Origin of the sequence: Lacimicrobium alkaliphilum (assembly GCF_001466725.1) — a bacterium.
Taxonomy (GTDB): Bacteria; Pseudomonadota; Gammaproteobacteria; order Enterobacterales; family Alteromonadaceae; genus Lacimicrobium; species Lacimicrobium alkaliphilum_B.
On the sequence record NZ_CP013650.1, the window covers coordinates 1,492,365 to 1,518,448 of the forward strand.

General features: G+C 52.3%; 25 protein-coding genes, 1 pseudogene and 1 riboswitch. Of the genes and pseudogenes, 10 read left to right on the forward strand and 16 right to left on the reverse strand.

The features are described from left to right. Nucleotides 1–15: 15 nt before the first annotated feature. From modC to AT746_RS06820, 12 genes are all read right to left on the reverse strand, one after another. Nucleotides 16–1,086: a molybdenum ABC transporter ATP-binding protein gene (gene modC / locus AT746_RS06765; protein ID WP_062478174.1), complete on the reverse strand. Its 1,071-nt coding sequence runs from the start codon at nt 1,084–1,086 to the stop codon at nt 16–18. Continuing rightward, nucleotides 1,083–1,763, reverse strand: a complete 681-nt coding sequence (modB, locus tag AT746_RS06770; RefSeq protein ID WP_062478177.1) for a molybdate ABC transporter permease subunit — start codon at nt 1,761–1,763, stop codon at nt 1,083–1,085. Before modB ends, modC begins: the two co-directional genes overlap by 4 nt. Then, entirely contained in the window at nt 1,753–2,460 is a 708-nt protein-coding gene (gene modA / locus AT746_RS06775; RefSeq protein WP_197414340.1) for a molybdate ABC transporter substrate-binding protein, read from the reverse strand. Before modA ends, modB begins: the two co-directional genes overlap by 11 nt. A 124-nt stretch (nt 2,461–2,584) precedes the next feature. After that, nucleotides 2,585–3,058 (reverse strand): molybdopterin synthase catalytic subunit MoaE, encoded by a 474-nt coding sequence (moaE, locus tag AT746_RS06780; protein WP_062478180.1) that lies wholly within the window; start codon nt 3,056–3,058, stop codon nt 2,585–2,587. A 127-nt stretch (nt 3,059–3,185) separates the two neighbouring features. Then, complete coding sequence (gene moaD / locus AT746_RS06785; protein ID WP_062478183.1) at nt 3,186–3,428, reverse strand: molybdopterin synthase sulfur carrier subunit; 243 nt, start codon at nt 3,426–3,428, stop codon at nt 3,186–3,188. 317 nt (nt 3,429–3,745) lie between these two features. Further along, nucleotides 3,746–4,231, reverse strand: coding sequence for a cyclic pyranopterin monophosphate synthase MoaC (gene moaC, locus AT746_RS06790; RefSeq protein WP_062478186.1), 486 nt, complete (start codon nt 4,229–4,231; stop codon nt 3,746–3,748). After that, nucleotides 4,228–4,755, reverse strand: coding sequence for a molybdenum cofactor biosynthesis protein B (moaB, locus tag AT746_RS06795; protein ID WP_062478189.1), 528 nt, complete (start codon nt 4,753–4,755; stop codon nt 4,228–4,230). Before moaB ends, moaC begins: the two co-directional genes overlap by 4 nt. Before the next feature lie 27 nt (nt 4,756–4,782). Beyond that, nucleotides 4,783–5,364 (reverse strand): molybdenum cofactor guanylyltransferase, encoded by a 582-nt coding sequence (gene mobA / locus AT746_RS06800; RefSeq protein WP_062478192.1) that lies wholly within the window; start codon nt 5,362–5,364, stop codon nt 4,783–4,785. Continuing rightward, nucleotides 5,364–6,332, reverse strand: a complete 969-nt coding sequence (gene moaA / locus AT746_RS06805) for a GTP 3',8-cyclase MoaA (protein ID WP_062478195.1) — start codon at nt 6,330–6,332, stop codon at nt 5,364–5,366. Before moaA ends, mobA begins: the two co-directional genes overlap by 1 nt. Next, a riboswitch (molybdenum cofactor riboswitch) is annotated at nt 6,321–6,467 on the reverse strand. It overlaps the preceding gene by 12 nt. 548 nt (nt 6,468–7,015) lie before the next feature. Then, entirely contained in the window at nt 7,016–8,260 is a 1,245-nt protein-coding gene (moeA, locus tag AT746_RS06810) for a molybdopterin molybdotransferase MoeA (RefSeq protein WP_062478198.1), read from the reverse strand. Beyond that, complete coding sequence (gene narL, locus AT746_RS06815; protein ID WP_062478201.1) at nt 8,257–8,913, reverse strand: two-component system response regulator NarL; 657 nt, start codon at nt 8,911–8,913, stop codon at nt 8,257–8,259. Before narL ends, moeA begins: the two co-directional genes overlap by 4 nt. Nucleotides 8,914–9,274: 361 nt before the next feature. After that, the gene (locus AT746_RS06820) at nt 9,275–11,110 is read right to left on the reverse strand and encodes an ATP-binding protein (protein ID WP_062478205.1); all 1,836 of its coding nucleotides are present in this window, start codon (nt 11,108–11,110) and stop codon (nt 9,275–9,277) included. Between the two features lie 339 nt (nt 11,111–11,449). On the opposite strand from AT746_RS06820, the gene AT746_RS06825 reads away from it, so the two are divergent. The 7 genes from AT746_RS06825 to AT746_RS06855 all read left to right on the forward strand — a co-directional run bounded on the left by AT746_RS06825 (nt 11,450) and on the right by AT746_RS06855 (nt 20,258). After that, nucleotides 11,450–15,232 (forward strand): nitrate reductase subunit alpha, encoded by a 3,783-nt coding sequence (locus AT746_RS06825; protein ID WP_062478208.1) that lies wholly within the window; start codon nt 11,450–11,452, stop codon nt 15,230–15,232. A 147-nt stretch (nt 15,233–15,379) separates the two neighbouring features. Next, entirely contained in the window at nt 15,380–16,909 is a 1,530-nt protein-coding gene (narH, locus tag AT746_RS06830; RefSeq protein ID WP_062478211.1) for a nitrate reductase subunit beta, read from the forward strand. A gap of 3 nt (nt 16,910–16,912) precedes the next feature. After that, on the forward strand, nt 16,913–17,644 hold the full coding sequence (narJ, locus tag AT746_RS06835) for a nitrate reductase molybdenum cofactor assembly chaperone (RefSeq protein WP_062478214.1): 732 nt from the start codon (nt 16,913–16,915) through the stop codon (nt 17,642–17,644). Nucleotides 17,645–17,646: 2 nt separating this feature from the next. Then, nucleotides 17,647–18,327, forward strand: coding sequence for a respiratory nitrate reductase subunit gamma (gene narI / locus AT746_RS06840; RefSeq protein ID WP_062478217.1), 681 nt, complete (start codon nt 17,647–17,649; stop codon nt 18,325–18,327). 156 nt (nt 18,328–18,483) lie between these two features. Next, nucleotides 18,484–19,278, forward strand: a complete 795-nt coding sequence (locus AT746_RS06845; RefSeq protein ID WP_062478220.1) for a peptidylprolyl isomerase — start codon at nt 18,484–18,486, stop codon at nt 19,276–19,278. A 173-nt stretch (nt 19,279–19,451) separates the two neighbouring features. After that, the gene (locus tag AT746_RS06850) at nt 19,452–19,793 is read left to right on the forward strand and encodes a hypothetical protein (RefSeq protein ID WP_062478223.1); all 342 of its coding nucleotides are present in this window, start codon (nt 19,452–19,454) and stop codon (nt 19,791–19,793) included. Nucleotides 19,794–19,880: 87 nt separating this feature from the next. After that, nucleotides 19,881–20,258 (forward strand): DUF6746 family protein, encoded by a 378-nt coding sequence (locus tag AT746_RS06855; RefSeq protein WP_062478226.1) that lies wholly within the window; start codon nt 19,881–19,883, stop codon nt 20,256–20,258. A 383-nt stretch (nt 20,259–20,641) separates the two neighbouring features. Here AT746_RS06855 and AT746_RS06860 read toward each other — a convergent pair whose 3' ends face one another. Next, a complete protein-coding gene (locus AT746_RS06860) occupies nt 20,642–21,046 on the reverse strand; it encodes a cytidine deaminase (RefSeq protein WP_062478229.1) in 405 nt (134 codons plus the stop codon). Nucleotides 21,047–21,153: 107 nt separating this feature from the next. Between AT746_RS06860 and AT746_RS06865 the strand changes: the two genes are divergently transcribed. Then, nucleotides 21,154–21,333, forward strand: a complete 180-nt coding sequence (locus AT746_RS06865; protein ID WP_062478232.1) for a hypothetical protein — start codon at nt 21,154–21,156, stop codon at nt 21,331–21,333. 19 nt (nt 21,334–21,352) lie between these two features. Here AT746_RS06865 and mog read toward each other — a convergent pair whose 3' ends face one another. Further along, on the reverse strand, nt 21,353–21,883 hold the full coding sequence (gene mog, locus AT746_RS06870; protein ID WP_062478235.1) for a molybdopterin adenylyltransferase: 531 nt from the start codon (nt 21,881–21,883) through the stop codon (nt 21,353–21,355). A 153-nt stretch (nt 21,884–22,036) separates the two neighbouring features. Here mog and yegQ point away from each other — a divergent pair, with 153 nt between their 5' ends. After that, complete coding sequence (yegQ, locus tag AT746_RS06875; protein ID WP_062478238.1) at nt 22,037–23,359, forward strand: tRNA 5-hydroxyuridine modification protein YegQ; 1,323 nt, start codon at nt 22,037–22,039, stop codon at nt 23,357–23,359. Between the two features lie 4 nt (nt 23,360–23,363). Next, nucleotides 23,364–23,546 (forward strand): annotated as a pseudogene (locus AT746_RS06880) (YfhL family 4Fe-4S dicluster ferredoxin); the annotation flags it as partial. A gap of 311 nt (nt 23,547–23,857) precedes the next feature. On the opposite strand, the gene AT746_RS06885 reads toward AT746_RS06880, so the two are convergent. Further along, nucleotides 23,858–24,424: a hypothetical protein gene (locus tag AT746_RS06885; RefSeq protein ID WP_156413645.1), complete on the reverse strand. Its 567-nt coding sequence runs from the start codon at nt 24,422–24,424 to the stop codon at nt 23,858–23,860. Between the two features lie 66 nt (nt 24,425–24,490). Further along, on the reverse strand, nt 24,491–25,945 hold the full coding sequence (locus AT746_RS06890) for a PhoX family protein (protein WP_231731033.1): 1,455 nt from the start codon (nt 25,943–25,945) through the stop codon (nt 24,491–24,493). Nucleotides 25,946–26,084: the final 139 nt, after the last annotated feature.

The window sequence follows — 26,084 nt, forward strand, 5'->3', positions numbered from 1 at the left end:
CTGCCGATTCGGTAGTTATTGCACCAGGGCAGCTGTTTTTATCTGGGCATATAGCCGGGTTCCAGGGCTTAAGTTAAGCATCATTGCTGATTTCTGGCTGATTCTGGCCAGCAGTATAGTTTTTCCTGCTTTAAGCCTGACCAGAATCTGACCCTGAGGCTCTGGCTGTAAGGTGTCTACCTGTGCGCTGAGGATATTCAGTATGCTGGAATGGTTCGGACGCTCAAGACACAGACTCACATCCCTGGCGTGGATCTGCACCCTGAATTCGCCATCGGCTGAGTGCAGTCCGGGCAGCAATAATTCGCCGATTTCTGTATCCAGACGGGTTAAACAATATTCCGGCTCCGGTGTCGCCCTTCGTGCTCTGATCACCGTGGTGGCATCGCTGCGGTGGGCCAGGGGTAAGTCCAGTCTGGTCAGTAACTCATACAGCTGCCCCTGTGCCTGAATCCTGCCATTTTCCATCAGCAGTAAGGTGTCGGCCAGTTGGGCGATTTCATCGCGGCTGTGGCTGACATAGAGCATCGGGATGGCCAGCTCTTTATGCAGTTTTTGCAGATAGGGCAGAATTTCCTGTTTACGCTGATAATCCAGTGCCGATAAGGGCTCATCCATCACCAACAACGCCGGGTTGATGGCCAGAGCGCGGGCTATGGCGACACGTTGCTGTTCGCCGCCGGAAAGGGTATGAGGCTTACGCTCAAGCAGCGGTTCAAGGCCTAAAAGGGTAATCAGCCCGTCTATTTCAATGGTTTTGTTATTATTGCCCGGCCAGGCGCGTTTTTGCGCATAGCGGATATTGCCCAGTGCGCTAAAGTGGGCGAACAGGTTTGGCTGTTGAAACACAAAACCCAGTTGTCGCTGATGGGCAGGTATAAAGTGATTGTTATCCTGCCAGACATGGCCCTGAACCGACAGGGTGCCGGTGCAGTTTTTTTCCAGCCCGGCAATACAGCGCAGCAGGGTAGTTTTGCCACAGCCCGAGGGGCCAAAAAGAGCGCTGATGCCGGTCTCTGGCAGTTCAAAGGCGCAGTTAAGCTCAAAGTCAGCCCGTTTAAGTGTCAGATTGGCGTGGATACTCATGGGCTGACCAGTTTAAAGCGCCGGTTGAGAGCATAAATCCCCAGCAGCAGAATAAAAGACAGCCCCAACAACAGAGCCGATAAGCCGTGAGCGGCGCCGTAATCGAGCGCCTCCACATGTTCATAGATGGCGATGGACACCACCTGGGTCTGACCCGGAATATTACCGCCAATCATCAGTACTACACCAAACTCCCCTAAGGTATGGGCAAAACCTAATACTGCGGCGCTGAGCAACCCGTGACGGGCCAGAGGCAGGGCGATAGTAAAAAAACGATCCAGAGGACCAGCTCTTAAGGTAGCGGCTGCATCCAGGGTGGCAGGATGAACCGAGGCGAAGGCATTTTGCAGCGGCTGTACCACAAAGGGCAGGGAATAGAAGACTGAGCCTATTACCAGGCCGCTAAAGCTAAAGGCCAGCCCGCTGCCGCCAAACAGGGTCGATAAAGCTCCCAGCGGGCCGTCCGGCCCCAGCGCCAGCAGCAGATAAAAGCCCAGTACCGTTGGGGGCAGCACCAGTGGCAGGGCGATCATCGCCTCTAATAAAAACTTAAACCGCCAGCGGCTGCGGGCCAGCCACCAGGCCAGCGGCGTGCCCAATACCAGCAAAATAAGGGTGCTGATAAAGGCCAGTTTAAGGGTCAGCCACAGGGCCATCAGATCGCCGTCAGCGAACATGGGTTGTACCTTTATTATCGGTGTCCTTCCTGTCGGGCAGGGCGTAGCCCCACAGTGCAATGACCTTACGGCCACTATCGCTTTGCAGAAAATCACTTAATGCGGTTGCCGCAGGGCTGGTCTTCAGAACCACTGCCTGTTGCACAATCGGGGCGTAACGTTCTGCTGGCACCAGATAATAATAATCTTTTGAGATATCAGCCTGTAGCAGCTGGCTTAAGGCCAGCAGGCCCGCTTCGGCGTTACCGCTGTGTACAAACTGCCAGGCCTGATTAATGTTTTCTCCCCGTACCAGTTTAGTTTGTAGTGGCTGCCACAGATCCCGGCTTTGAAGATATTGCTGTGCGGCCAGGCCATAGGGCGCCAGACGCGGGTTGGCAATCGCCAGATAGTTAAAACGGCTTGTCGTAAGAAATTCCTGCGTGGGGTGTGGATGTTTCGGGGTATATAAAGCCAGCTGGCCGATGGCATAAGTGAAACGGCTGTTTTTTACTATCTTACCTTGTTGTTCCAGTAATTCGGGGCGTCTGGAATCGGCGGCAAGAAAAACGTCAAAGGGCGCACCTTGCAGAATCTGACCGTATTGTTTGCCGGTGGCGCCGCTGATGACGGTGATTTTATGCCCATGTTGTTTCTCAAAACTATCGGCAAGGGATTCCAGCGGGGCTTTAAAATTACTGGCTACTGCTACCTGCAAAGGTTCGCCGTTAACAGTGAAAGGAAATAGTAACAGCACTATTACAATAAGGTTTTGCAGTCCAATGAATTGGATCTTACAGAAGAAATTGCAGGATAATATTGGCGTTAATCCACCAGACATACTACTTCCATTGCTGTGCTTTTTGTTGGTCAGAGGTTTTGGCTTCAACCCAATGCTCGCCATTTTCGGTTTGTTCTTTTTTCCAGAATGGTGCGCGGGTTTTTAAATAATCCATTATAAACTCACAGGCGGCAAAGGCATCACCGCGATGGCGACTACTGACTCCCACAAAGACGATCTGCTCGCTAAGCGCTAGTTTGCCTACCCGATGGATGACCCGTACCCGACCCAGCTGCCAGCGAAGGCGCGCTTCGCGTACGATTTCCTGTAGTGCTTTTTCGGTCATGGCCGGGTAATGTTCCAGGGTCAGGCTGGTTATGCACTGGCCCTGATTGACATCCCGCACCAGCCCGGCAAAAGTGACTACGGCGCCATCTGAGCTGTTATTGGCACTGAGTTTTTCATACTCGGCCGCCAAACTGAAATCGTCAGTTTGCACCGCAATAAAATCAGCTTCGCTTTGGGCTTCAGTCATAGGGTTGTCCACTTAATCTCACCACAAACAAGAACTCTTATTCACCACAGAGGCACAGAGAGCACAGAGGACTTTCCACTCGTTCACCCTCTGTGTCCTCCGTGGCTCTGTGGTTTATATTTAGGCTTTACCCACCAGTAACTGGTGGGAAAAAGGCCACTTCATCTTTTTCTGATAACGGCGTGCTGTCATTGGCCAGAGTCTGGTTTACCGCTGCCAGGGCTTTACCCTCGGCCAGGTACTCCTGCCACAGCTCGCCTTTTTGTTGCAGATGCGCGCGCAGCTCTGCCAGCGTGTTCACTTCAGGCTCAACCACCAGCGTATCGCAATCCAGCACTTCTCTTAGTTGAGCAAAAAATAACACCTTCATCGTCTGTCCTCACACCTTGCACATCAAAAGCCATAATTCTCGCAGAGTCGCTAAGGCGCAGAGGATTGGTATGATCATTAGATCTCTGCGCCTCTGCGAGATCCCTTTCTTACTCGTTCCGCCTTACACCTCACAAATTCCCTTTACTCTTTTCCCGGATTCCGCTGCGCTACATCCAGGCTACTCCGGAGCGTAATCGGTAAACTAGTCAACCCGATTCCGCTGCGCTACATCCAGGCTACTCGCCGATATAGCTTTGTAGCCCGTCAAGGAGCGAAGCGGATTGCGGGAACCCCTCACTCCTAACTCCTAACTCCTCACTCATCTCCATCATACTGCCAGTGGCCCGATTTTCCGCCCTGTTTTTCCAGTACCCGGATGCCGTCGATACACATGGCCGGGTCTACCGCTTTACACATATCGAACAGGGTCAGCGCGGCCACACTGACCGCGGTCAGCGCTTCCATCTCCACTCCGGTCTGACCGGCCAGTTTGCATAAACTGACAATACGCACCCGGTTCTGGCCTGGCTGAGGCTCAAAATCCACCTGGATTTTGGACAGCATCAACGGGTGACACAGGGGGATTATATTGGCGCACTGTTTGGCGGCCTGAATGCCGGCAATCCGGGATACACTGAACACATCGCCTTTGGCATGTTCTCCGGCGAGGATCATATCCAGTGTCTTGCTGCTCATACTGATGTAGCCTTCGGCCATGGCCTGGCGTTTGGTCACCGCTTTGTCGGTAACATCCACCATCGCCGCTTCGCCTTTTTGATTAATGTGACTGAGCTGGCTCATTGGCGGGACTCACAATGTGGTGCAGCCTTAAGATGGCCGACAAAGTTACAGGGGCCGTGAGCAGCATCCAGTTGTTCACGAATAATGCCATTCCAGGCAGTCTTACAGGCACCAGTGGAGCCGGGCATGCAGAAGATCAGGGTATGGTTGGCAAGGCCCGCTAATGCACGGGATTGCACCGTGGAGGTGCCTATTTCCTTAAACGAAAGATAGCGGAACAGTTCACCAAACCCTTCCACCTGCTTATCAAACAGCACACTGATGGCTTCCGGGGTGGAGTCGCGACCGGAAAAACCGGTGCCGCCTGTCAGCAATATCACCTGAATACCGGCATCGGCTATCCAGGCCGATACCTGAGCACGAAGCTGATAGATATCATCTTTGCAAATAGCTTTGGCGGCCAGTTGGTGGCCGGCTTCTTCGAGGGCTGAGACCAGATACTGCCCTGACGTGTCATTAGACTCATCACGGGTATCGGAAACGGTCAGTACCGCGATATTCAAGGCATTGGGATTGTCGCTCATCTGTTTTCCTTGTTGCTGCTGGCAGGGTTAATCCTGATGCTCAACGCTCAGCATCTGAGCTTGTTGTGCAGTTTGTGTCAGTAGTGCCTGCCACTGCTGAGGTGTATTCACGTTTTCCAGTTGCTGTTGTTTGTCACAGGGCAGCGCTTGGGCATTCGCCCGCTTCAGCAACCCACGTACTGAGCCATCACCATTGCAGCTCAGTTGCCGGACCAGATCCTGCTTGAGTTCCTCTGTCAGCAACAAGCAGGCGGGTAAAAAGCGATCATTAAAGTAACAACTGCGCTGGTGTTGATGGCTGTAATTGATCAGTTCACTTAAAAGTTCAGGACCAAGCAATGGCATATCCACCGGCACCACCAACAATAATTCCCCCGCTGGTAATTGGTGGGTCGCGGCCTCAATGCCGCCCAGCGGTCCGGCGTTCTCAAAGCGGTCCTGCAGATACCCGGGCTGATTGCGACTGATTCTGATGCGATCGCAGCCGCTGACTTTGATTCGCTCTACACAATGCTCCAGCAGGCTTTGACCCGCTAAAACCAATCTGGCTTTGTCGACGCCCATTCGGCTAGATTGTCCACCCGCCAGGATCACGGCACTTAGCTTCATCAGCCCCCCAGCATAGCCAGGTGCTGTGTGGCACCGGTATAGCCTTTATCCAGCCAGTGGCTGGCTTCTTTTTGACCAAGCAGGGTCACCAGCTTTTGTTGCAAGGCATTCATGTCGCCTTCGCGTAGCAGTGGACGCAGATCCAGGCCCTGTTCGGCAAACAGACACAGATGCAACTTACCGCGGCTGGATACCCGCAGGCGGTTACAGCTTTTACAAAAATCCTTGCTGTAGGGCATGATCAGACCAATGCGGCCGGTGTAATCCGGGTGACTGAATTCCTGTGCCGGGCCAGCTGATTTGTCCCTTAAGATCTGCCCCCAGCCCTGATCAAGCAAGCGCTGTTTGATCGGCTGGCCACTGATATGGTTGTCGTTAAAAAAGGGCTGATTATCACCTGTCTGCATCAGCTCAATCATGCGCAGGGTCACGGGCTTGTCTTTCAGCCAGTTCAGCGCGGTGCTGAGCATGGTGTCACTGTAGGGTTTGAGTAGCACCGAGTTGATCTTGACCTGAATGCCGAGATCCAGGGCCATATCAATACCTTCCAATACGGTTTCAAGTTTATTATGACCGGTGATGGCGTGAAACTGGCGCGGGTCGAGACTGTCCATGCTGATATTCAGCGCACTTAAGCCCGCATCTGCCCAGCTTTGGATCATCTGCGGCAGCTTAAAACCATTACTGGTGATGGCCACTTTTTCGATGCCCGGGGTACTCGCACATTGCTCAATAATTTGGGGTAAGTCTTTGCGTAAACTGGGTTCGCCGCCGGTAAGACGGATTTTGCTGGTGCCCAGACCAGCGAAGGCGTTGACTAAAACTGAGATTTCCTGCCGGCTCAGAAAGTCGCGGTCGCCGTCACACTGATAGCCATCGGGCAGGCAGTAGGTGCAGCGAAAATTGCACACATCGGTAATGGACAGGCGCAGGTAATGGAACCGGCGTCCGAATTTATCTTCCAGCATGTTTCACCTTTCCAAGTCGGGAGGCGGCGCGGTTTCCTGCACAACCCTGGCAAGCGTTTAAACCTGAGTTAAAGCTTGCGGCCAGTACACCCTGCCAACAGGTTTAGGTGTAAAGGCTCGGTAAATAAATTTTTAGCTCGTTTTCAGGGCATCACTGCACTGCTATGGTTCACTTTACACCACTGAACTGAATCTGCCATTCCCCACAAGAGGTATGCGGCCAATTCATTGTAGGTCGGGATTAAACCCGGCAGTGATGCAGGAAATAGAATGGTGCAAATTACCTGCCATAAAGTTATCAGCCTTCAGCTTGTAGCCCGGATGCAGTGAAGCGGAATCCGGGACAGATTGAATAATGGCCTATCAGTTTTCAGTATTTCACCACAGAGGCACAGAGAACACAGAGAAGTAAAGGATCAGTATTCGAATAGTTCAGCGACGCTTAGATATAACTTAGTACTTTGTGCGGCTGGTGAAAAACCTCAACCACGAAAAACACGAAAAGCACTAAAGGAAAGACAGAGCCGATTTATGCTTTTCTTTGCGACCTCTGCGTCTCTGCGAGATCCCGGGCTTTTACTTATTTGATCTCGCAGAGGCGCAAAGATCGCTGAGACAAGAAAATTACGTCTTTATATCCTCTGTGTTCTCTGTGCCTCTGTGATTGAATCGAATTAATGCAGTTAGCTTTTACTGCTAAGCAGGCCGTCGAAGAGCTGGATCTGTACGCTTTCACCGGCCTGAATGTCTCCACTTTCGCGGGGCAGGCGGATAAAGCAGTTGGCCTTGCTGATCGACGTAAGCAGGCCGGAGCCCTGTTTTCCGCTGCTTTTTACCATCAGTGCGCCGTTTTCATCCTGCCAGCAGATTCCCCGCTGTAGATCCATTCTGCCGGGGCGTTTCTTCAGTTTGTCGCTGCTTATGGCGCTGAGTAAAAGTGATTGCTGTGGCATTTGGCCGCCTAACAGAGCCAGGGCCGGAGTGACCAGTTGATGAAAGGTGACCAGTGCCGAGACCGGATTACCCGGCAGTCCGAAAAAGGCGCAATCATCCACTTTACCAAAGGCGAAGGGCTTTCCGGGCTTGATGGCCAGTTTCCAGAAACTGACCTGTCCCAGTTGTTCCAGTACCTCTTTGGTGTAATCGGCTTCGCCGACTGAGACGCCGCCGGAGGAAATCATCGCATCGGCGCTATGAGCCCCGCGCTGCATGGCTTCCTCAAGGTGTTTTTTATCGTCGGGAATCAGCCCTAAATCGATTACCTCGATATCCATTTTCTCCAGCATGGCACGCAATGCGGCGCGATTACTGTCATAGATCTGCCCTTGTTTAAGGGGGGTGCCTGGCAACACCAGTTCATCGCCGGATGAAAAAAGCGCTACCCGCAAGGGGCGGTAAACGGTCACCTCGGCGATTCCCAGTGAGGCGAGCAGACCAATATCCACCGGGCTGATCTTGTGGCCCCGGGGAAGCACGATGTCCCCTGAGCGAATATCCTCGCCGCTGCGGCGAATATTATCACCGGCCTTAACGACGCTGTTAAAAGTAATGTTATCGCCTTCAGCCTGGCAGTTTTCCTGCATCATCACCGCATCGGCACCGTCCGGGATCACTGCGCCTGTCATAATCCTTACAGTCTGACCGGCGTCGAGGGCGCCATCAAAAGGTTCACCGGCAAAGCTTTTGCCAATTAATCTCAGGGTGTTGCTTTGCTTAAGGTCTGCAGCCCGCAGGGCGTAGCCATCCATGGCCGAGTTATCAAAAGGCGGAACAGAAAATTCTGAGCGTACCGGTTCACTGAGGATCCGTCCGCAGGCCTGTTCCAGATGTATATTTTGTGATTCGGTGGTGGCGGGTGTCAGTGCACTGAGCATTTTGTCCATGGCCTGTTCAACATCCAGCAGGCCATTGGTAAAGCAGTCTGTCATTCGTTTTTACCTTGTTGGTTAACCATCCATACCGCCGCTTCGACACGCGAGCGCAGGTCGAGTTTTTTCAGCAGATGTTTAACATGTACCTTAACAGTGCCATCTGATATGTCTAATTCACGGGCAATCAGTTTATTGCTCATGCCTTTTGCGATCAGTTTAAGGATTTCCAGTTCGCGGCTGGTGAGGCTGGCCAGCGCCCGGTTGGTCTGACGCTGGGGACGACGGAGGGCCGTTGCCAGGATCTCTGCCAGTTTCGGACTCATCACCATCTTGCCCAGTGTCGCTTCCTTGATCTTGGCAATAATGTCTTCCGGCTCCATATCCTTTAACAGATATCCATCAGCGCCGAGGCGAATGGCCTCCACCACATCTTCGTCGTTATCGGAAACGGTGAGCATAATAATACGTGCATCGACGCCGTTATCGCGCAGCGCCTTAAGGGTCTGCAGCCCATCCATGCCCTGCATGTTCAGATCCAGCGTAATCAGATCAGGGTCGAGTTCACTGGCCATTTCAATGGCCTGCTGGCCGCTGCCAGCCTCGCCGACCACCTCAAGATCCTCTTCCAGCTCAATCAGTTGTATCAGGCCTTTTCGCAGCAGTGGATGATCATCCACCATCAACAATTTTGCCGGGGTTTCGTTAAACATATTCTGGCTGTCCTTGAGTTATGGATACTCTTACTGTCCGTCAGGGTATTACCTTCTCTGGCCGATGCCAACTCTCTACAGGGAGTAGCTTTTACCCATTAGTGGTTAGTAGGGCGCCATATAGTTTAAATAAACAACACCAGCAAGAGTTCAAAAAGCGCGCAGGCAAGGCAAATTTTTGAAGGTTTAGTGGGCCTAAATCAAGAAAATTTGCCGCCGGATGCGTGCTTTTTGGGCCTCGCCCTAAAGAAGCGCCTGAAAAAGCCCCACTCTTCGTTCTGGCTGCTTGAAATAGTGTCGCTATTCCTGCGCAACCACGCCTTGATTGAAACTTTTTCAGGCAGCTCTGGTGTTTGTTTATTTAAACTATATGGCGCTCTAGCTCCTGAGTCTGACTAAAGCAGGCCGGGCGAAAGGTAAAACTGATTTCGGTGCCGCCATCAGCGGGCTGACTGATATTCAGTTGTCCACCGAGACTGCGCGCCCGTTCCATCATAATGGCCAGGCCATAGTGGTTTAGTTTTCCTTGTGGATCGCTGATCCCCACGCCATTGTCACGAACACAGAGTTGTACCTGTTTATCGTCTTCCCCCTGAGCGGTAATGGAGACATGAACCCTGGAGCCCTGAGAGTGATGAATGGCATTCTGACAAGCTTCGCGGGTTATTTGCAGCAGGTGAATCTCTTCATTTGGCGAAAAGGGGATGTTGCCTGCATTAAAATGCAGTATCAGTTGCATGTTGTCGGTACGACTCTGCAATTGTCCTAAACTCTGTTGCATGGCACTTTGCAGATCCTGGCCATCCATTTTCAGCCTGAAGGTGGTCAACAGCTCCCGCAGCTCACGATAGGCGGAATTTAACCCCAGTTTCAGCTCATCAATAACAGGTTCGACTTTATTGATGCCATCGGGCTGGCTGAGGATCTTCTGTAATCTCGCTACCTGAATCTTCAGATAAGACAAGCCCTGCGCCAGAGAATCATGCAGCTCACGGGCAATCACATTACGTTCATGCATCAATACCAGTCTGCGTTGCTGTTCCTGTTGGCTGCGCAGGCTCAGGCTGACTGCAATTTGCTCTGAGACTGAGCGGAATAATTGCTCCTGCCAGCTTTGCAATGTTTGCCCTGGCATCATTTCACACACCAGCACCCCGTAATTTTCTCCCGCGTGAACCAATGGAAAACTGACACTGTCAGGGGTTTGCGGGGTCTGATTCAGACAATCATCACAGCTTTGCTGGATACAGCGCAACGGCATAACCTTGTCGCGGCTGGGAATATGTTCATAGGGCTTATTTCCGGCTACGGTCATCAGGCATAGATCCACATCTTTTACGCTGGTGACGGCCACCAGTTTATTCAGCAGATGTTTAAAATTCGGGGGATTATCTGAGGCGCTGTGTAACTCCCGGGTAATGTCGTAGAGCATTTCCAGCGCGGCATTGCTGCGCTCCAGATCGGCCGTTTTGGCTTTGACCCGCTGCTCCATGGTGCTGTGAGATCGGCTGATGGCCTCGCTCATATGATTCAGGGTATGGCCGAGCAGGGAGAGTTCGTCTTTACCGCTGTCACTGGCCCTTCCGGTAAAATCACCACGGCCGATTTGCCGGGCGATATGAGTGAGTTGTGCCAGCGGGTGCTTGATATAGTGGTTCAGAATAAACATGGCGATGATCATCAACAGCGCCATAGCCAGTAACGCCAGTCCCTGAATCAACCTGATTCTGGCGATATTCCGTTCCGCATGGCGTTGATACTGGCTGACCAGCACTTCCAGTTTCTGTACAAAGCGATCCACCGCCTGTCTGATTTCAGTGTTAGGTATGGGTTTACTGATGGCTACTTCAAACAGCGGTTTAAGTTCATGGTTCCAGTGATGTTGCACGCTCTGATAAGCCAGGCTCAGTTCACTGGTGTGATCCTGTGTACCTGAGGTCAGGGTGTTGGATGAGAGCCTGCGTTCCAGTTCTGCCAGTTCGCGGCGTGCAGTCTGAGCGTCATTCTGCTGGATGGTGTTCAGCAGACGGTAGCTTTGCATCCTTATCGAACCTGAGACATTGACCGCATAGGCATCCTGTTCGGCACTGTCACTGATAAACACCGAACTGGTCATACTCAGTACCGCCAGCATGCTGATGGCAAACATCAGCAGGCCGATGCGATAGACGATAGAGCGATTTAACTTACTGAACATTCATAATTCCAAAAAATGGGCGGATCTGGTCATACAGACAGTTCCTTGGGAGTACCTCTAAGATTACGTGGCAGTGATTTCATCCACATCAATCATGGTCAGGTACCCTGCAAGCCCTTATTTTAACGTTTTTATCCCTTGTCAGACCCTACCTCTAAGGTGGTAGGCCTTCCAGTGTAGCCTATTCGGGCCCCATTGCGCTGTTGATACAGATCAATTTAACTGAATGCCAAGCCCTTAATATCGGCCACATACCCAAGTGACCTCAACAGTTACCCAAATGACCAGTAGGGGTGTATCACATTTACACCTGCAACCATTATAAAATAGGAGTCCGGCATGAGTCAGTTTCTGGACAGGCTGAAATACTTTAAACATATCAAAGGTGAGTTTGCCGGCGGCCTCGGCGTGACCACAGATGAAAACCGACAGTGGGAAGAGGGTTACCGGCAGCGCTGGCAACACGACAAGATCGTGCGCTCGACTCATGGGGTTAACTGCACCGGCTCCTGCAGCTGGAAAATTTATGTCAAGGACGGTCTGGTCACCTGGGAAACCCAGCAGACAGATTATCCCCGCACTCGCCCTGATCTGCCTAACCACGAGCCCAGAGGCTGTCCCCGCGGTGCCAGTTATTCCTGGTATATCTACAGCGCCAACCGGCTCAAATATCCTAAGGTGCGCAAGCGTCTGGTCAAGCTGTGGCGTCAGGCAAAGCTTAAGCACCGGGATCCGGTATTAGCCTGGGCGTCTATCGTAGAAGACCCGGCGAAGGCCAAAGAGTACAAGCAACAGCGCGGTCTCGGCGGTTTTGTGCGTGCCGACTGGAACGAAGTTAACGAGATTATTGCTGCATCCAATGTGTACACGGCCAAAACCTATGGGCCGGACAGGATCACCGGTTTTTCACCGATCCCGGCCATGTCGATGGTGTCTTATGCCGCCGGTGCCCGCTATTTATCACTGATCGGCGGTAACTGCCTGAGCTTCTATGACTGGTATTGTGATCTGCCTCCTGCTTCGCCACAGGTCTGGGGTGAACAGACCGACGTACCGGAATCGGCGGACTGGTACAACTCCAATTATATTATCTGCTGGGGCTCCAATGTGCCCCAGACCCGCACCCCTGATGCTCACTTCCTGACCGAAGTGCGTTACAAGGGTACCAAGGTGATAGGTATCACGCCGGATTACTCTGAAGTGGCCAAGCTTACCGATCAGTGGCTTGCACCCAAACAGGGTACCGATGCGGCACTGGCGATGGCCTTCGGTCATGTGATCTTGAAAGAGTTTTACGTGGACAAGCAGGTGGAGTATTTCACCGACTATGTGCGCCGTTATACCGATATGCCGATGTTGGTGATACTGGATGAGCATGAAGACGGTGGTTATACCCAGGGACGTTTCCTGCGCGCCTCGGATCTGGTCGACAATCTCGGTCAGCAGAATAATCCTGAGTGGAAAACCATTGCCGTCGATGAGCAAAGTGGCGAGCTGGTTTCCCCTAACGGTGCCATTGGCTATCGCTGGGGTGAAGAGGGAGAAAATGTTGGTAAGTGGAACCTGAAGCAGCAGGACGGTGACAGTGGTAAAGATGTCAGTCTGACCCTCAGTCTTAAGGAAAAGCATGATGACATCGTAGCGGTTAACTTCCCCTATTTTGGTGGTAAAGAACACGAATACGGTTATTTCCAGCATACCAGCCATGAGGCGGTGATCCCCCGCAAAGTGCCGGCGAAAACCCTGACACTGGCCGATGGCAGTAAAGTGAAAGTGGCCTGCGTATTTGATCTCACGCTGGCCAACTACGGGGTGGAAAACGGCTATAAGGATCCTAACTGTGCCTCAGATTTTGATCAGGATCTGCCCTATACCCCGGCCTGGCAACAGGCTATCACCGGGGTTAAACCTGAGCATGTGATCAAGGTCGCCCGGGAGTTTGCCGACACGGCGGCCAAGACCAGAGGCCGCTCGATGATCATCGTCGGTGCCGGTATGAACCACTGGTACAACATGGACATGAATTACCGTGGCCTGATCAATATGCTGATCATGTGTGGTTGTGTCGGCCAGAGTGGTGGTGGCTGGGCCCATTATGTGGGGCAGGAGAAACTGCGTCCGCAAACAGGCTGGACACCACTGGCCTTTGCCCTGGACTGGCAGCGTCCGCCCCGGCATATGAACGGTACGTCATTCTTCTACAACCATTCGGATCAATGGCGTTACGAAAAACTGCATATGCAGGAGGTGATATCACCGCTGACCAATAAGGACAAATGGACCGGCTCCATCATTGATTACAATACCCGTGCAGAACGCATGGGCTGGCTGCCTTCGGCGCCGCAACTGGGCACCAATCCCCTCAATCTGTGCAAAGAGGCCCAGGAAAAGGGCATGGATCCCAAAGATTATGCGGTGCAGCAGCTTAAATCCGGCGAGCTGGAATTCGCCTGTCTGGATCCTGACAATCCGCAGAACTATCCGCGCAACATGTTTATCTGGCGCTCTAATTTGCTCGGCTCTTCGGGCAAGGGCCATGAATATATGTTGCGCCATTTACTCGGTACCAAACATGGCTTGCTGGGTAAGGATCTGGGTGAAGAGGGAGATGAGAAGCCAGAAGACGTGAAGTGGAATGACGAAGCCCCAGAGGGCAAAATCGATTTGCTGGTAACGCTGGATTTTCGTATGTCCACCACCTGCCTGTATTCCGATATCGTGCTGCCCACGGCCACCTGGTATGAAAAGGACGATCTTAATACCTCGGATATGCACCCCTTTATTCATCCGCTTTCCAAGGCGGTGGATCCGGTGTGGGAGTCACGCAGTGACTGGGATATTTTCAAAGGCGTGGCGAAGAAGTTCTCCGAGCTCTGCGAAGGCCATCTGGGTGTGGAAAAAGACCTGGTGACCATTCCCATGCAACATGACAGCCCAGGTGAACTGGCGCAGCCCTTTGGCATCAAGGCCTGGTGGAAGGACGAGTGTGACCTTATCCCCGGTAAAACCGCGCCTAATATGGTGGTAGTGGAACGGGATTACCCTAACACCTACGCCCGCTTTACCTCATTAGGGCCGTTGCTGGATAAACTGGGTAACGGTGGCAAGGGCATTAACTGGAACACCCAGACCGAGGTGGATTTCCTCGGTGAGCTGAATCAGCGCCATACTAAAGAGGGCGCCAATAAGGGGCGGCCTAAGATTGAAACGGCCATCGATGCCGCCGAAGTGATCCTGTCACTGGCACCTGAGACCAATGGTCATGTGGCGGTTAAAGCCTGGCAAGCACTGGGCGCCATTACCGGTATCGATCATACCCACCTGGCACGGCCCAAAGAAGAAGAAAAGATTCGCTTTCGCGATATTGTCGCCCAGCCGCGCAAGATCATTTCATCCCCCACCTGGTCCGGCCTTGAGGATGAGCATGTGTCTTACAACGCCGGTTATACCAATGTTCACGAATTGATCCCCTGGCGCACCATTACCGGGCGGCAGCAGTTCTATCAGGATCACGAATGGATGCGGGATTTCGGTGAAATGCACTGCCTGTACAAGCCACCGGTGAACCTGAAAACCATTCGCCCGGTGCTGAACAAACTCGGCAATGGCAATAAGGAACTGGTACTGAACTGGATCACGCCGCACCAGAAGTGGGGGATTCACAGCACTTACTCAGACAACCTGCTGATGCTGACCCTGTCCCGTGGCGGGCCCATAGTGTGGTTGTCTGAAACCGACGCAACCGCTGCCGGGATCGAAGACAACGACTGGATCGAAGTCTTTAACGTCAACGGCGCGATAGCCGCCAGGGCAGTGGTATCACAGCGGGTGCCTGAGGGCATGAGCATGATGTATCACGCTCAGGAGCGGGTGGTGAATATTCCCGGCTCAGAAACCACAGGTACCCGTGGCGGTATTCACAACTCGGTGACCCGTGCGGTAATGAAGCCCACCCATATGATAGGGGGCTATGCCCAGCAGTCTTATGGCTTTAATTATTACGGCACTGTCGGCTGTAACCGCGACGAATTTGTAGTAGTGCGCAAGATGAGCAAAATCGACTGGCTGGATGATGACAGCACCGATGCCCTTGATGCACAGATGAATGAGCAGGAGAAGTAATATGAAAGTCAGCGCACATATCGGCCACAGTGGCCTGAACCTGGCTTACTTCATCCATGAGCAGGAGAAGTAATATGAAAGTCAGCGCACATATCGGCCACAGTGGCCTGAACCTGGCTTACTTCATCCATGAGCAGGAGAAATAACATGAAGGTAAGAGCACAAATCGGCATGGTGCTGAACCTGGACAAATGCATAGGTTGCCACACCTGTTCAGTCACCTGTAAAAACGTCTGGACCTCTCGCGAGGGCATGGAATACGCATGGTTTAACAATGTGGAAACCAAGCCCGGCATCGGCTACCCCAAAGAATGGGAAAACCAGGACAAGTGGAACGGCGGCTGGGTACGCAGTAAGAACGGCAAGTTGTCACCCAAACAGGGGGGCAAGGCCCGCATTCTGGCGAATATTTTTGCCAACCCGGATCTGCCTGAGATTGATGATTACTACGAGCCCTTTGATTTTGACTATCAGCATCTGCACCGGGCAGGGGAGAGCAAGCACCAGCCTATCGCCCGGCCGCGCTCGCTGATCTCCGGTCAGCGTATGGAAAAGATCCACTGGGGACCAAACTGGGAAGAGATCCTGGGTACGGAATTTTCCAAGCGTCGCAAGGATAAAAACTTCGATCAGATCCAGGCGGATATCTACGGTCAGTTTGAAAAGACCTTTATGATGTATCTGCCCCGTTTATGTGAGCACTGCCTGAACCCGGCCTGTGTGGCCTCCTGCCCCAGTGGTGCCATCTACAAGCGTGAAGAAGACGGTATTGTATTGATCGACCAGGACAAGTGCCGGGGCTGGCGTATGTGTGTATCCGGCTGCCCTTACAAGAAAATTTACTACAACTGGAAAAGCGGTAAGTCAGAGAAGTGTATTTTCTGTTATCCGCGTATCGAAGCCGGTCAGCCCACGGTGTGTTCCGAAACCTGTGTGGGACGGATCCGCTATCTCGGCGTGATGCTCTACGACGCCGACAAGATAGCTGAGGCCGCCTCAGTGCCTAATGATAAAGACCTGTATCAGGCTCAGTGCGATATCTTCCTCGACCCCTTCAATCCCCGCGTGATTGAGGCGGCGAAAAAAGAAGGCATTCCGCATAACTGGCTGGAAGCGGCACAGCAATCGCCGGTCTACAAGATGGCCATGGAATGGAAAGTGGCACTGCCGCTGCACCCTGAATACCGCACCCTGCCCATGGTCTGGTATGTACCGCCGCTGTCACCGATTCAGACTGCGGCCGAAGCAGGCAGTGTGGGTATGGACGGGGTGATCCCGGATCTTAAGTCACTGCGCATCCCGATTAAATACCTGGCCAACCTGCTCACCGCCGGCGAAGAAAAACCGGTGATCCGGGCTCTGGAGCGGATGCTGGCGATGCGTTCCTTTAAACGTTCGCAGCAGGTGGACGGCGTGGTGGACACCGAAGTGCTGAATCAGGTGGGTCTGGAAGACTGGCAGGTAGAGGAGATGTACCGCTATATGGCGCTGGCTAACTATGAAGACCGTTTCGTCATTCCGACCAGTCATACCGCCTATGCCCAAAATGCCTACGACATGAAAAGCGGCTGTGGTTTCAGTTTCGGTGACGGCTGCAGCAGCAGTGGTGGTGTGGATCTGTTTGGCGGTAAAGGCCAGTCGGTGCGCCAGGTCATCCCTGTGGATATGAAGGAGTAAGGTATGCAGATTTTATCTTTGATCGCCCGGCTGTTGGATTATCCGCAGCCAGAGCTGATGGAACACCGCGACGCCGTCGAAACCCTGATCCGCGAATCTGAACTGACTCAGGAACATCAACAGGCGCTGCTGTGCTTTGTGCAGCACCGCTTAGATGGCGACCTGCTCGACTGGCAATCTGAATACGATGGCCTGTTTGAGCGCGGCCGCGCCTTGTCATTGCTGATTTACGAACATATCCATGGTGAATCCCGCGATCGCGGTCAGGCCATGGTTGAACTGCAACGTCAGTATCAGGCCGCGGGCCTTGCCATCAACGCCCACGAACTGCCGGACTATCTGCCGCTGTTTCTGGAGTTTGTCGCCACTCAGGGCGACAACGCCAGTGGCTGGCTGAGTGATATTGCGCCGGTACTGGGCGTGCTGGCGGTGCGTCTTAAAAAACGTGAGTCAGATTATCATCTGTTGCTGGAAGCCTTGTTGTCTTTAGCTGAAGTCGAGTTGGATCTGCAGGAGCTGGCGGCGCAGGTGGAGAAGGAAAAACCCGATCATACACCTAAGGAGCTGGATAAGGTCTGGGAAGAAGAAGCCGTGACCTTTGGTGGCGACGCCGTTAATGGCGGCTGCCCGGTGAATCAGAACAAGCCAAGTGAAACCCAGCGCCGGGACCAGGATGTGCCGGTTAACTGGATGGATGCCGCCCCTGTTTCAACTCAAGCAGCGCGAGGAGCCTGACCATGAACTTTTTTGATATGTTGGTGTTTGGGATCTACCCCTACATCGTTTCGGTGATTTTTTTCGCCGGCTGTCTGCTGCGCTATGACAGAAGCCAGTACAGCTGGAAGGCAGGCTCCAGTCAGATCCTGACCAGTAAGAACTTCCGCCTCGGCAGTAACCTGTTTCATATCGGTATTATTATGATCTTTGCCGGGCACTTTGCCGGTCTGGTGATCCCTTATGAAGTCTGGACCTGGCTGGGCATTGACCTGCCGACCAAACAGCTGATTGCTATGGGGGTGGGTGGCTTCTTTGGTGTGCTGTGTTTTATCGGTATGACCATTTTAGTCCACCGTCGCCTGTTTAACCCCAGAGTGAGGGCATCGAGCAGTACCATGGATACGGCGATTCTGTTGCTGATTTATATCCAGCTGTTGCTGGGCATTGCCTCAATCTTTGTTTCAACCGGCCATATGGACGGTAATGAGATGAAAAATCTGATGAGCTGGTCGCGCTACTTGCTGACCTTCCGTCCGGGCGAAGCCATTGAGTTTATCGGTGACGTACACTGGATCTACCGTGCTCACGTATTCTGGGGTGTGACTTTGTTTGCACTGTTCCCCTTCAGCCGCCTGGTGCATATCTGGAGCGTACCGGTGAAATACGCTAACCGTAATTATCAGGTCGTCAGACAGAAGTAGTGGAATCGGGCTGTAGGTTGGACTTTAGTCCAACAGCGAAAGCTGCCGTCAGGCATGGTTTGTCGGGATAAATCCCGACCTACAGGTTCATATCAGGTGTCGGGATAAATTTTGTCTTGTATTCGCGTCCCGACCTGCAATAAACCGGAGTAACTTATGATCGTCAGTGATATCCCCAGTGTCAGCGTGAATCATAGCCAGATTGATGGCAACAGAATCAGCGCGGAAATGCAGTATCACCCTTCGGACAGCCGCCGCGGGGCTATGGTCAAGGCCACCCAGGCATTGATTATCAGTGAGGTAGTGCGCCAGCGCGCCGTAGAACTGGAAATCTGGCCAGCGGACAAACCACTGGAAAGTCATCAGGAAGAACCACTAATAGAACAACTGATCGAAGCTGATGCCAATCTGCCTTGTGCCACTAAGGCGGAATGTGCGCATTTTTACCAGACCAATGAAGACAAGTTTCGAACTGCACCCTTGCTTGAGGTCAGGCATATATTGCTGGTGGCGGATCCGGATGATATTCAGCAGCGTGGTGAGGCTCGTGAAATGGCGGATACGCTGCTGCAGCAGTTGTCTCAGACTCCCGGTGAATTTAGTCAGCTGGCATCGCGCCATTCAGGTTGCCCCTCTGCTCAGATGGGCGGCAATCTGGGGCAGATAACCAAGGGCCAGACGGTACCGGAATTTGAGCGGCAGATCTTTGCTGCACCCGAAGGGCTGATGAGTACACCGGTGGAGAGCCGTTATGGTTTCCATCTGGTGGAGATTGTCCGGCGAGTTGAGGGTAAACCGCTGCCCTTTGAGCATGTTAGAAAGGACATTCAGGACTACCTGGATACCAAGGTGAAGCGAAAAACCATTGCTCAATATATCACTCAGTTGCTAAGCACCGCCGATATCCAGGGCTTTGACTTTGGCCTGGACGGCTCACCGTTGATGCAGTAGGTCGGGCTTGAGCCCGACAGCGGAGCCAGCCATTAGCGAAGCCGGTTGCAGGAGGGTGATAATTCTAATGCAGTAGGTAGAGTTTCAACCCGACAATGAAGTCTGGCTATGAAGAATTTGTCGGGATAAATCCCGACCTACTTTCTATTGTGTCTCCATGATTTATTAATCTGATGAGCAATGACAATCCCTTTACTGCGAAATGGTCGGCGCAGGGGCATACCCTGTGTCTCGGCCACTGGATTATCCATTATCAGGGCCTGCCGCTGACCTTGCCGTCAGAGCGGGCAGAAAACGATATGGATACCTATGGCAACTTCAGTTATTTATTTCCTGACGAAGATGACTTTATTGAGGGCACGCCAGAACTTCAGTGGATTGAAGAGAACATTCACTGGCTGATGGAGGTTTTTGAACAACACCATATCCCTGTGGATGAAGCTCATCTGTGTTGGTTTTACCGCGCCGTTAATGCCGCCGATTGGCGCTGTGGCAGTTGCGGGGGCTGTATCTGAGCGCTAAAAAAACTAATCCTAAAGGATTAATTGCAAATGGAAATAGTTATTATTAAGATGGGTGGGTCTAAAATAAGGAAGTCATCCATGAAAAAATTATTATCTCTGTGTTTAGTATTACCTTTGACATTCTCTGCCAGCGCTATGGCCAGTGAAGACAAACGCCCCGATCATTTTAAAGGCGAGTCTTCAGAAAACCTGCAACAAGCGGTAGCCAATCTGTCTGCCTATAATCAGAAGCTGGCAGCCATAATTGAAAAGTCAGAACTCAGTCTGGAAGATATGGCAGAGATTCACCAGCTCACTTATACCCTGGAAAATGCCTTGCAGCGTATGGATAAGGAACTGGATAATATCGCCGAAACACTTGAAGAGGTGCACCTGGGTTCAGAGCATGCGGCCTTTGATAAGGTCAAAAAGCAAGGGCAGGAATACCTTAAGAAATCATCTTTATTGGTGAAGTAGAACAGGTGTCGTGAACGACAGCAGAAAAAACCTTTTTCAGCACAGAGCCACCCGGCACCTTTGATGACTCAATGCTTATGTGGCGAGTTTGGCTATTCAAAGGCTGCTGGATGCCCGATAACAACACTCGGGCATGACCGGACGTCGCTCCCGCGTGCTGTTGGCGGGAGCCCAGCGCCCTTTTATTTACCATTAAGATATAAAAGATACCGTCATTCCGGCATGTTGTTAGCCGGAATCCAGTGACCTCTGCCACCCTTAACACAAAGGCACGGGATGCCCGACAACACCATTCGGGCATGATACTATAAACTCCCGTGTGCGCTGCGACTCTGCGGTGATCATTGTCCCTATATGCTTGTCGTATGTTTATTCGTTTACCGTTAATTTTCCAGGCTAAAAAGTCCCGGGAGTAATTCGTCAGCCCGCCAGCTTTGATAGTTGTCGTTGTCGCAGGTAGCGTAAACCATTGCATGGGCGGTAAAAAACTCGGCAATCACCTGGCGACAGGCGCCGCAGGGAGAATAGAGTGTCTCTCCGGGCATATAAATCAGCATAGCGGCGAATTCCTTCGCTTTGTGCCCATTAGCCAGAGCACTGAACAGGGCCGTGCGTTCGGCACAATTGCTCAGGCCGTAACTGGCATTTTCCACGTTACAGCCGGGGATAATGCTGCCATCATTAAGAATCAGCGCAGCCCCTACGGCAAAATTGCTATAAGGAATATAAGCTCTGGTGGCGGCTTGTCTGGCAATCTCTCTGGGATTAAGCAGGTGTTGTGGCAGCATAGCTATTGTGAGTTATTGTTAAAACGGAATCGGCAATCTTAACCTCAATACCAGGCCAGGGACAGAAAAAGACGGCTTCTGGCGTATTGATATCAGGCAATCACAGTATGCAAAAATCAGTCAGGATAAGTATCTCACGGGCAGAGCAGGTTCGGGCACTGTGTCTGCAGACGGCCAGACAGGCCGCCGAAGAGGCGGCAATGCTGGGACTCTGTGCTGAAGGCCAGTTGCAGGCGGCATTGTCTGCCATTGAAACCCTGGATCTTGAGTTGCCGGACACAGAGTAACGATCGCAGGCTTGCTTTTTTAGTTGGATTTGGGCCGAAAGGGCTTAATCACATCTTCATTGCAGAGCAGGTAGGGCCCCTCCATCAGATCAAGGCAATAGGGCACGGCCGGAAACACCGCATCCAGGCATTGGCGTATGGCTTTGGGTTTACCGGGCAGATTAATAATCAGCGATTGACCCCGCAAACCAGCAGTCTGGCGTGAGAGTATCGCCGTGGGCACATATTTCAGGCTCTCAAGGCGCATCAGTTCACCAAAACCCGGCATCATGCGATCGCATACCGCTTCAGTGGCTTCCGGGGTGACATCCCGTTTGGCCGGGCCGGTGCCGCCAGTGGTGACTACCAGGGCACAGCCTTCGTTATCAACCAGTTCCGCCAATGCCTGTTCAATCAATGGCTGTTCGTCTTCTATTACACGGTAAACCGGCTGCCATTCGCTGCTCAGATAAGTGTTGAGGGTATCGATAAGGGCAGGGCCGGACAGATCTTCATATTCACCACGGCTGGCGCGATCACTGACGGTTAAAATTCCGATTTTGGCTGGCATTTTTGTCTCCTGTTAACCTGAATGCGCATCCTAGCTGCTATCCGCCACATAGACAATCCGGCGTAATGGGTAGGAGATTGAGCCAGATCAACACCCGCCAGGCCCGGATTTGCATAATAGCCGTCAGTGATTTTCAACAGACAGACGGTTTAAATGAATCCCGAACTACTCTCACCTGCCGGTAGCCTGAAGGCCATGCGCTATGCCTTTGCTTATGGCGCCGATGCCGTCTATGCCGGTTTACCCCGTTACAGTCTGCGGGTGCGTAACAATGGTTTTGATCCGGACAGCCTGGCTCTGGGTATCAGCGAAGCTCATCAACAAGGCAAGCAATTTTATGTGGTGCTGAATATTGCGCCCCATAACGCTAAATTAACCACCTTTATCGACGATATTGCCCCAATTGCCGAAATGAATCCCGATGCCTTTATTGTCTCCGATCCGGGCGTGATATGGCTGCTAAAGCAGCACTTTGCCCATGTGCGGCTGCACCTGTCGGTGCAGGCCAACACCATGAACTGGGCAGCGGTGAAATTCTGGCAACAGATGGGCATTGAGCGGGTGATCTTATCAAGAGAGCTTTCACTGCAGGAAATCGAAGGTATTCGTACACAAGTGCCTGATATGGAGTTGGAGGTGTTTGTGCACGGTGCCTTATGTATGGCCTATTCAGGCCGCTGTCTGTTATCCGGCTATATGGATAAACGGGACCCTAATCAGGGCGCCTGTAACAATGCCTGCCGCTGGCAGTATGATATTACCGGTGCACAGGAACAGCTAAATGGCGATCTTATCCCGGTTCAAAGCGATGAATCACTCCCTGGCGTACAACATTACCCGGCACCAGAACCGGTGCTGCTGACGGAAAAACAACGCCCTGATGCGCCTATGCCCATGTACGAGGATGAGCATGGTACCTATATCCTTAATTCCAAAGACCTGCGTGCTATACAACATGTGCCGAGACTGATCGAAGCGGGCGTGCAGTCACTGAAAATAGAGGGGCGAACCAAGTCATTTTACTATGTGGCCCGCACGGCGCAGATTTACCGCCGGGCCATAGACGATGCACTGGCCGGTAAGCCTTTTGATACAGCACTGATGCGGGAGCTCGAAGGGCTGGCGTCCCGCGGCTATACCGAAGGCTTTTTGCGCCGTCATATCCCTCAGTCCGAGCTACAGAATTATAACCAGGGCGCCTCTTTAAGTGACCGACAGCAGTTTGTGGGAGAAGTGCTGGGCTGGGATCCTGCCAGTGGATGGGTGGAAGTGGAGGTGAAAAACCGCTTTCAGGTCGGCGATACACTGATGCTGATGACGCCAAAAGGCAATCATCAGTTTGTGCTGCAAAGTATGTCTGACCAGCAGGGCAATCCACAAGCTATTGCACCGGGTTCGGGATACCGCCGCTATCTGCAATTTTCGCCAGAGATTGATACTGACTATGGTCTTTTGATTCGTTGTGATAAGGAGTGATGCTATGAGCCTGATTATTACCCAAGACTGCATCAACTGTGATATGTGTGAGCCCGAATGTCCCAATGAGGCGATAGCAATGGGGAAAAGTATCTATGAAATCGATACGGCCCTGTGCACCGAGTGCGAGGGCTACTACGACAGCCCGGCCTGCATTGCGGTATGCCCGCTGGATTGCATCGAGCCTTTGAATTAGCTTCGAGCGCACAAAACACGATTTACCGCTGAGTCGCAAAGAACGCAGAGTTTACTCTGTATGAAGCAGCCGGACAGATCCGCTGCGTTACCAGCAGGCTGCAAGGGATGGGTGTTAATAATCGTCGTGCCCGAACGCTGTTATCGGGCATCCAGTGATCTTTTGCTGAGGGAAAGTATACCGCTGAGCCGCAGAGAACGCAGAGATTTAATATTTATCTTCTCTGCGATCTCAGCGACTCTGCGGTGAGAAAGACCTTTCGTTTTTTTACTGATAACTGAGCACGTCAACAGAATACCGAATTAGTTCAGCAGCCGTTTGCGCTGTATTAACAGGATTGACAGTGTCAGTGCGAACAAACCGCCCAAGGCCGGCTCTGGCACTGCTGCTGCCTGAGTTGATATATTCATCGAATAATCAAAATCCGAGAACATATCAAAACCCGCATCATTGCCGCCTAAAGCCAGGGTGTAGGAGCCGGCTGACAGCATGATATTGCTCAGGCTGTTACCGCTGAACGGAGTAAAGGGGTCAGTTCCGGCAATATAACTCATAGATTCACCGAACAAACCACTGAAATCGCCTGTGTTAGAAAACATGAAACCCGGGTCCGTTTGCAGTTCACCGCTATACAGACCAAGACCAAAAACGATATCAGAGACGATGTTTACCGACAGACTGGTTTCCTGGTCAAGGGTAAAGTTCCAGAAATCCATTTCACCACTGCCCATGTTGAAGCGCCAGCCGTCATCGCCGGTAACGCTGCCGTTATAGTCCCCGTCACCGGCGAAAGACAGTATGTCGGCCTGGCTGAGTGGGCTGAATGTGAGCAGTAAAGGCAACACAAAACTTATGATTAGTACACGCATGATCATTTCCTAAATAAAATGTTTAGTTGAAAAGAGGAGAGGCCTGACGCCGCTCCTGTCCAGTGGCTAAAGGGCGCCGTTTTCCCAGGGGCCGGTAATAGCAAAGGTGATTCCGGGTGACTGGATGTTGACGAATAACCAACGACCATAAAAGGTGGCACCACACCATTCTCTGCTGGTGAAGCTGCGACGGTTACTGCCATCGGTGGAGTCACCCACGGAATCAACAAAGTTCTCCATAGTGCCAGGATAAACTGCGTCGATTGTTGCAAGATCACCGCGATCCAGTGCCACAATGTTTTCCGCAAAGGTAAAGGTTGAACCCTCTTTGGTCAGGCCCACCAGGCGTTTAGGGTTGGAGCCACCATCTTCACACATCAGAATATTACCTCTTGGGCTGATGGCGATGTTGTCGGGGCCGTCTACCTGGTCGGCTGATTGAGATTCGAACAAGATGGTCAGGGTTTCTTTACGTGGGTCGTAGCAGAAAATCTGGCCCAGGTTGGCCGCGCCACCGGAGGTGGAAACAAAGTAGATACGTCCGTCGTCATACCAGCAGCCCTCGCCACGTTCGATGATGGCAGCGTCTGAGGCCTGATCAAAGCAGCGCTGGGAGGTGGCATCAGGATCATCCACTTGCTGCCAGCTGACATTCCAGACCGTGCCTTCGGTCAGGCCGCCGCGAAGATCGATACGGCTGGTGTTGTCCAGCACCATGGCGTAGAGTTTGCCACCGGCTTTGAGATTGCCCCATTCCCCATTGGGCACAAACTTATAAAACGCCGATGAACCGGCATCTTCTGTTTCATACACGTAACCGGTAGCCGGATCCACTGCAACGGCTTCATGTGAGAAGCGACCCATTTCGCGTATTGGCTGGCCATCAGAAATGCCAAATCCGGGTACTTCGAAGATATACCCATGGTTATAGCCCTGAGGGCCATTGTTCCAGCCGTGGAAGGTTTCTTCGCAGGACAGCCAGGTACCCCATGGCGTTGCGCCACCAGCACAATTTCTGATGGTGCCGCCAAGGCTGTTGTAAGAAGACAGAAAAGTGCCTTTTACCACATCAAACATCAGGTTGGTGGTACCACCATACTGAGCAGGGTTGTATACACCGCGCCCACCCCGCGGACTGCTCATATGGCCTTCACCTTCGCTCAGTTCGTGATTACGTACTAACGCAATCACATTGCCCTTGGCGCCAACGACTGCCATGCCGTCATGATCTGTGGGAGTAGGCAGGCCATCAGACTGGATCTGTCCGGTCCAGCCAAAGGTTGTGTATTCAAAGCCTTGTGGCAAGGCCAGCAGTTCCAGACCTGTAGCCTTGTCAGCTACAGGTACCAGAGGGCCGTAAGAATCTGAGTAGGGCAGGCTGGCAGCCACGGCACGATTAGACATGGCTGCGAAGGCTGCGCTGGCAGTTACTACTGAGCTGCCTTTGATAAAGTCACGGCGGTTAACTGCGGGTTGAGCTGGCAGCTCATTGTGATCTGCCATGGTTGTTTTACTGGTCATTGGAATTCCTCTTATTGAATTGTGGGCGATTGTGGGATCCATTCGAGAACCTCAGGAATGACCTCGATCCACAATGACCAGCCTATGGGAGGAATATGACAATTCGTTGCCGTTTATCTGACAGATTTACAAAGATTTT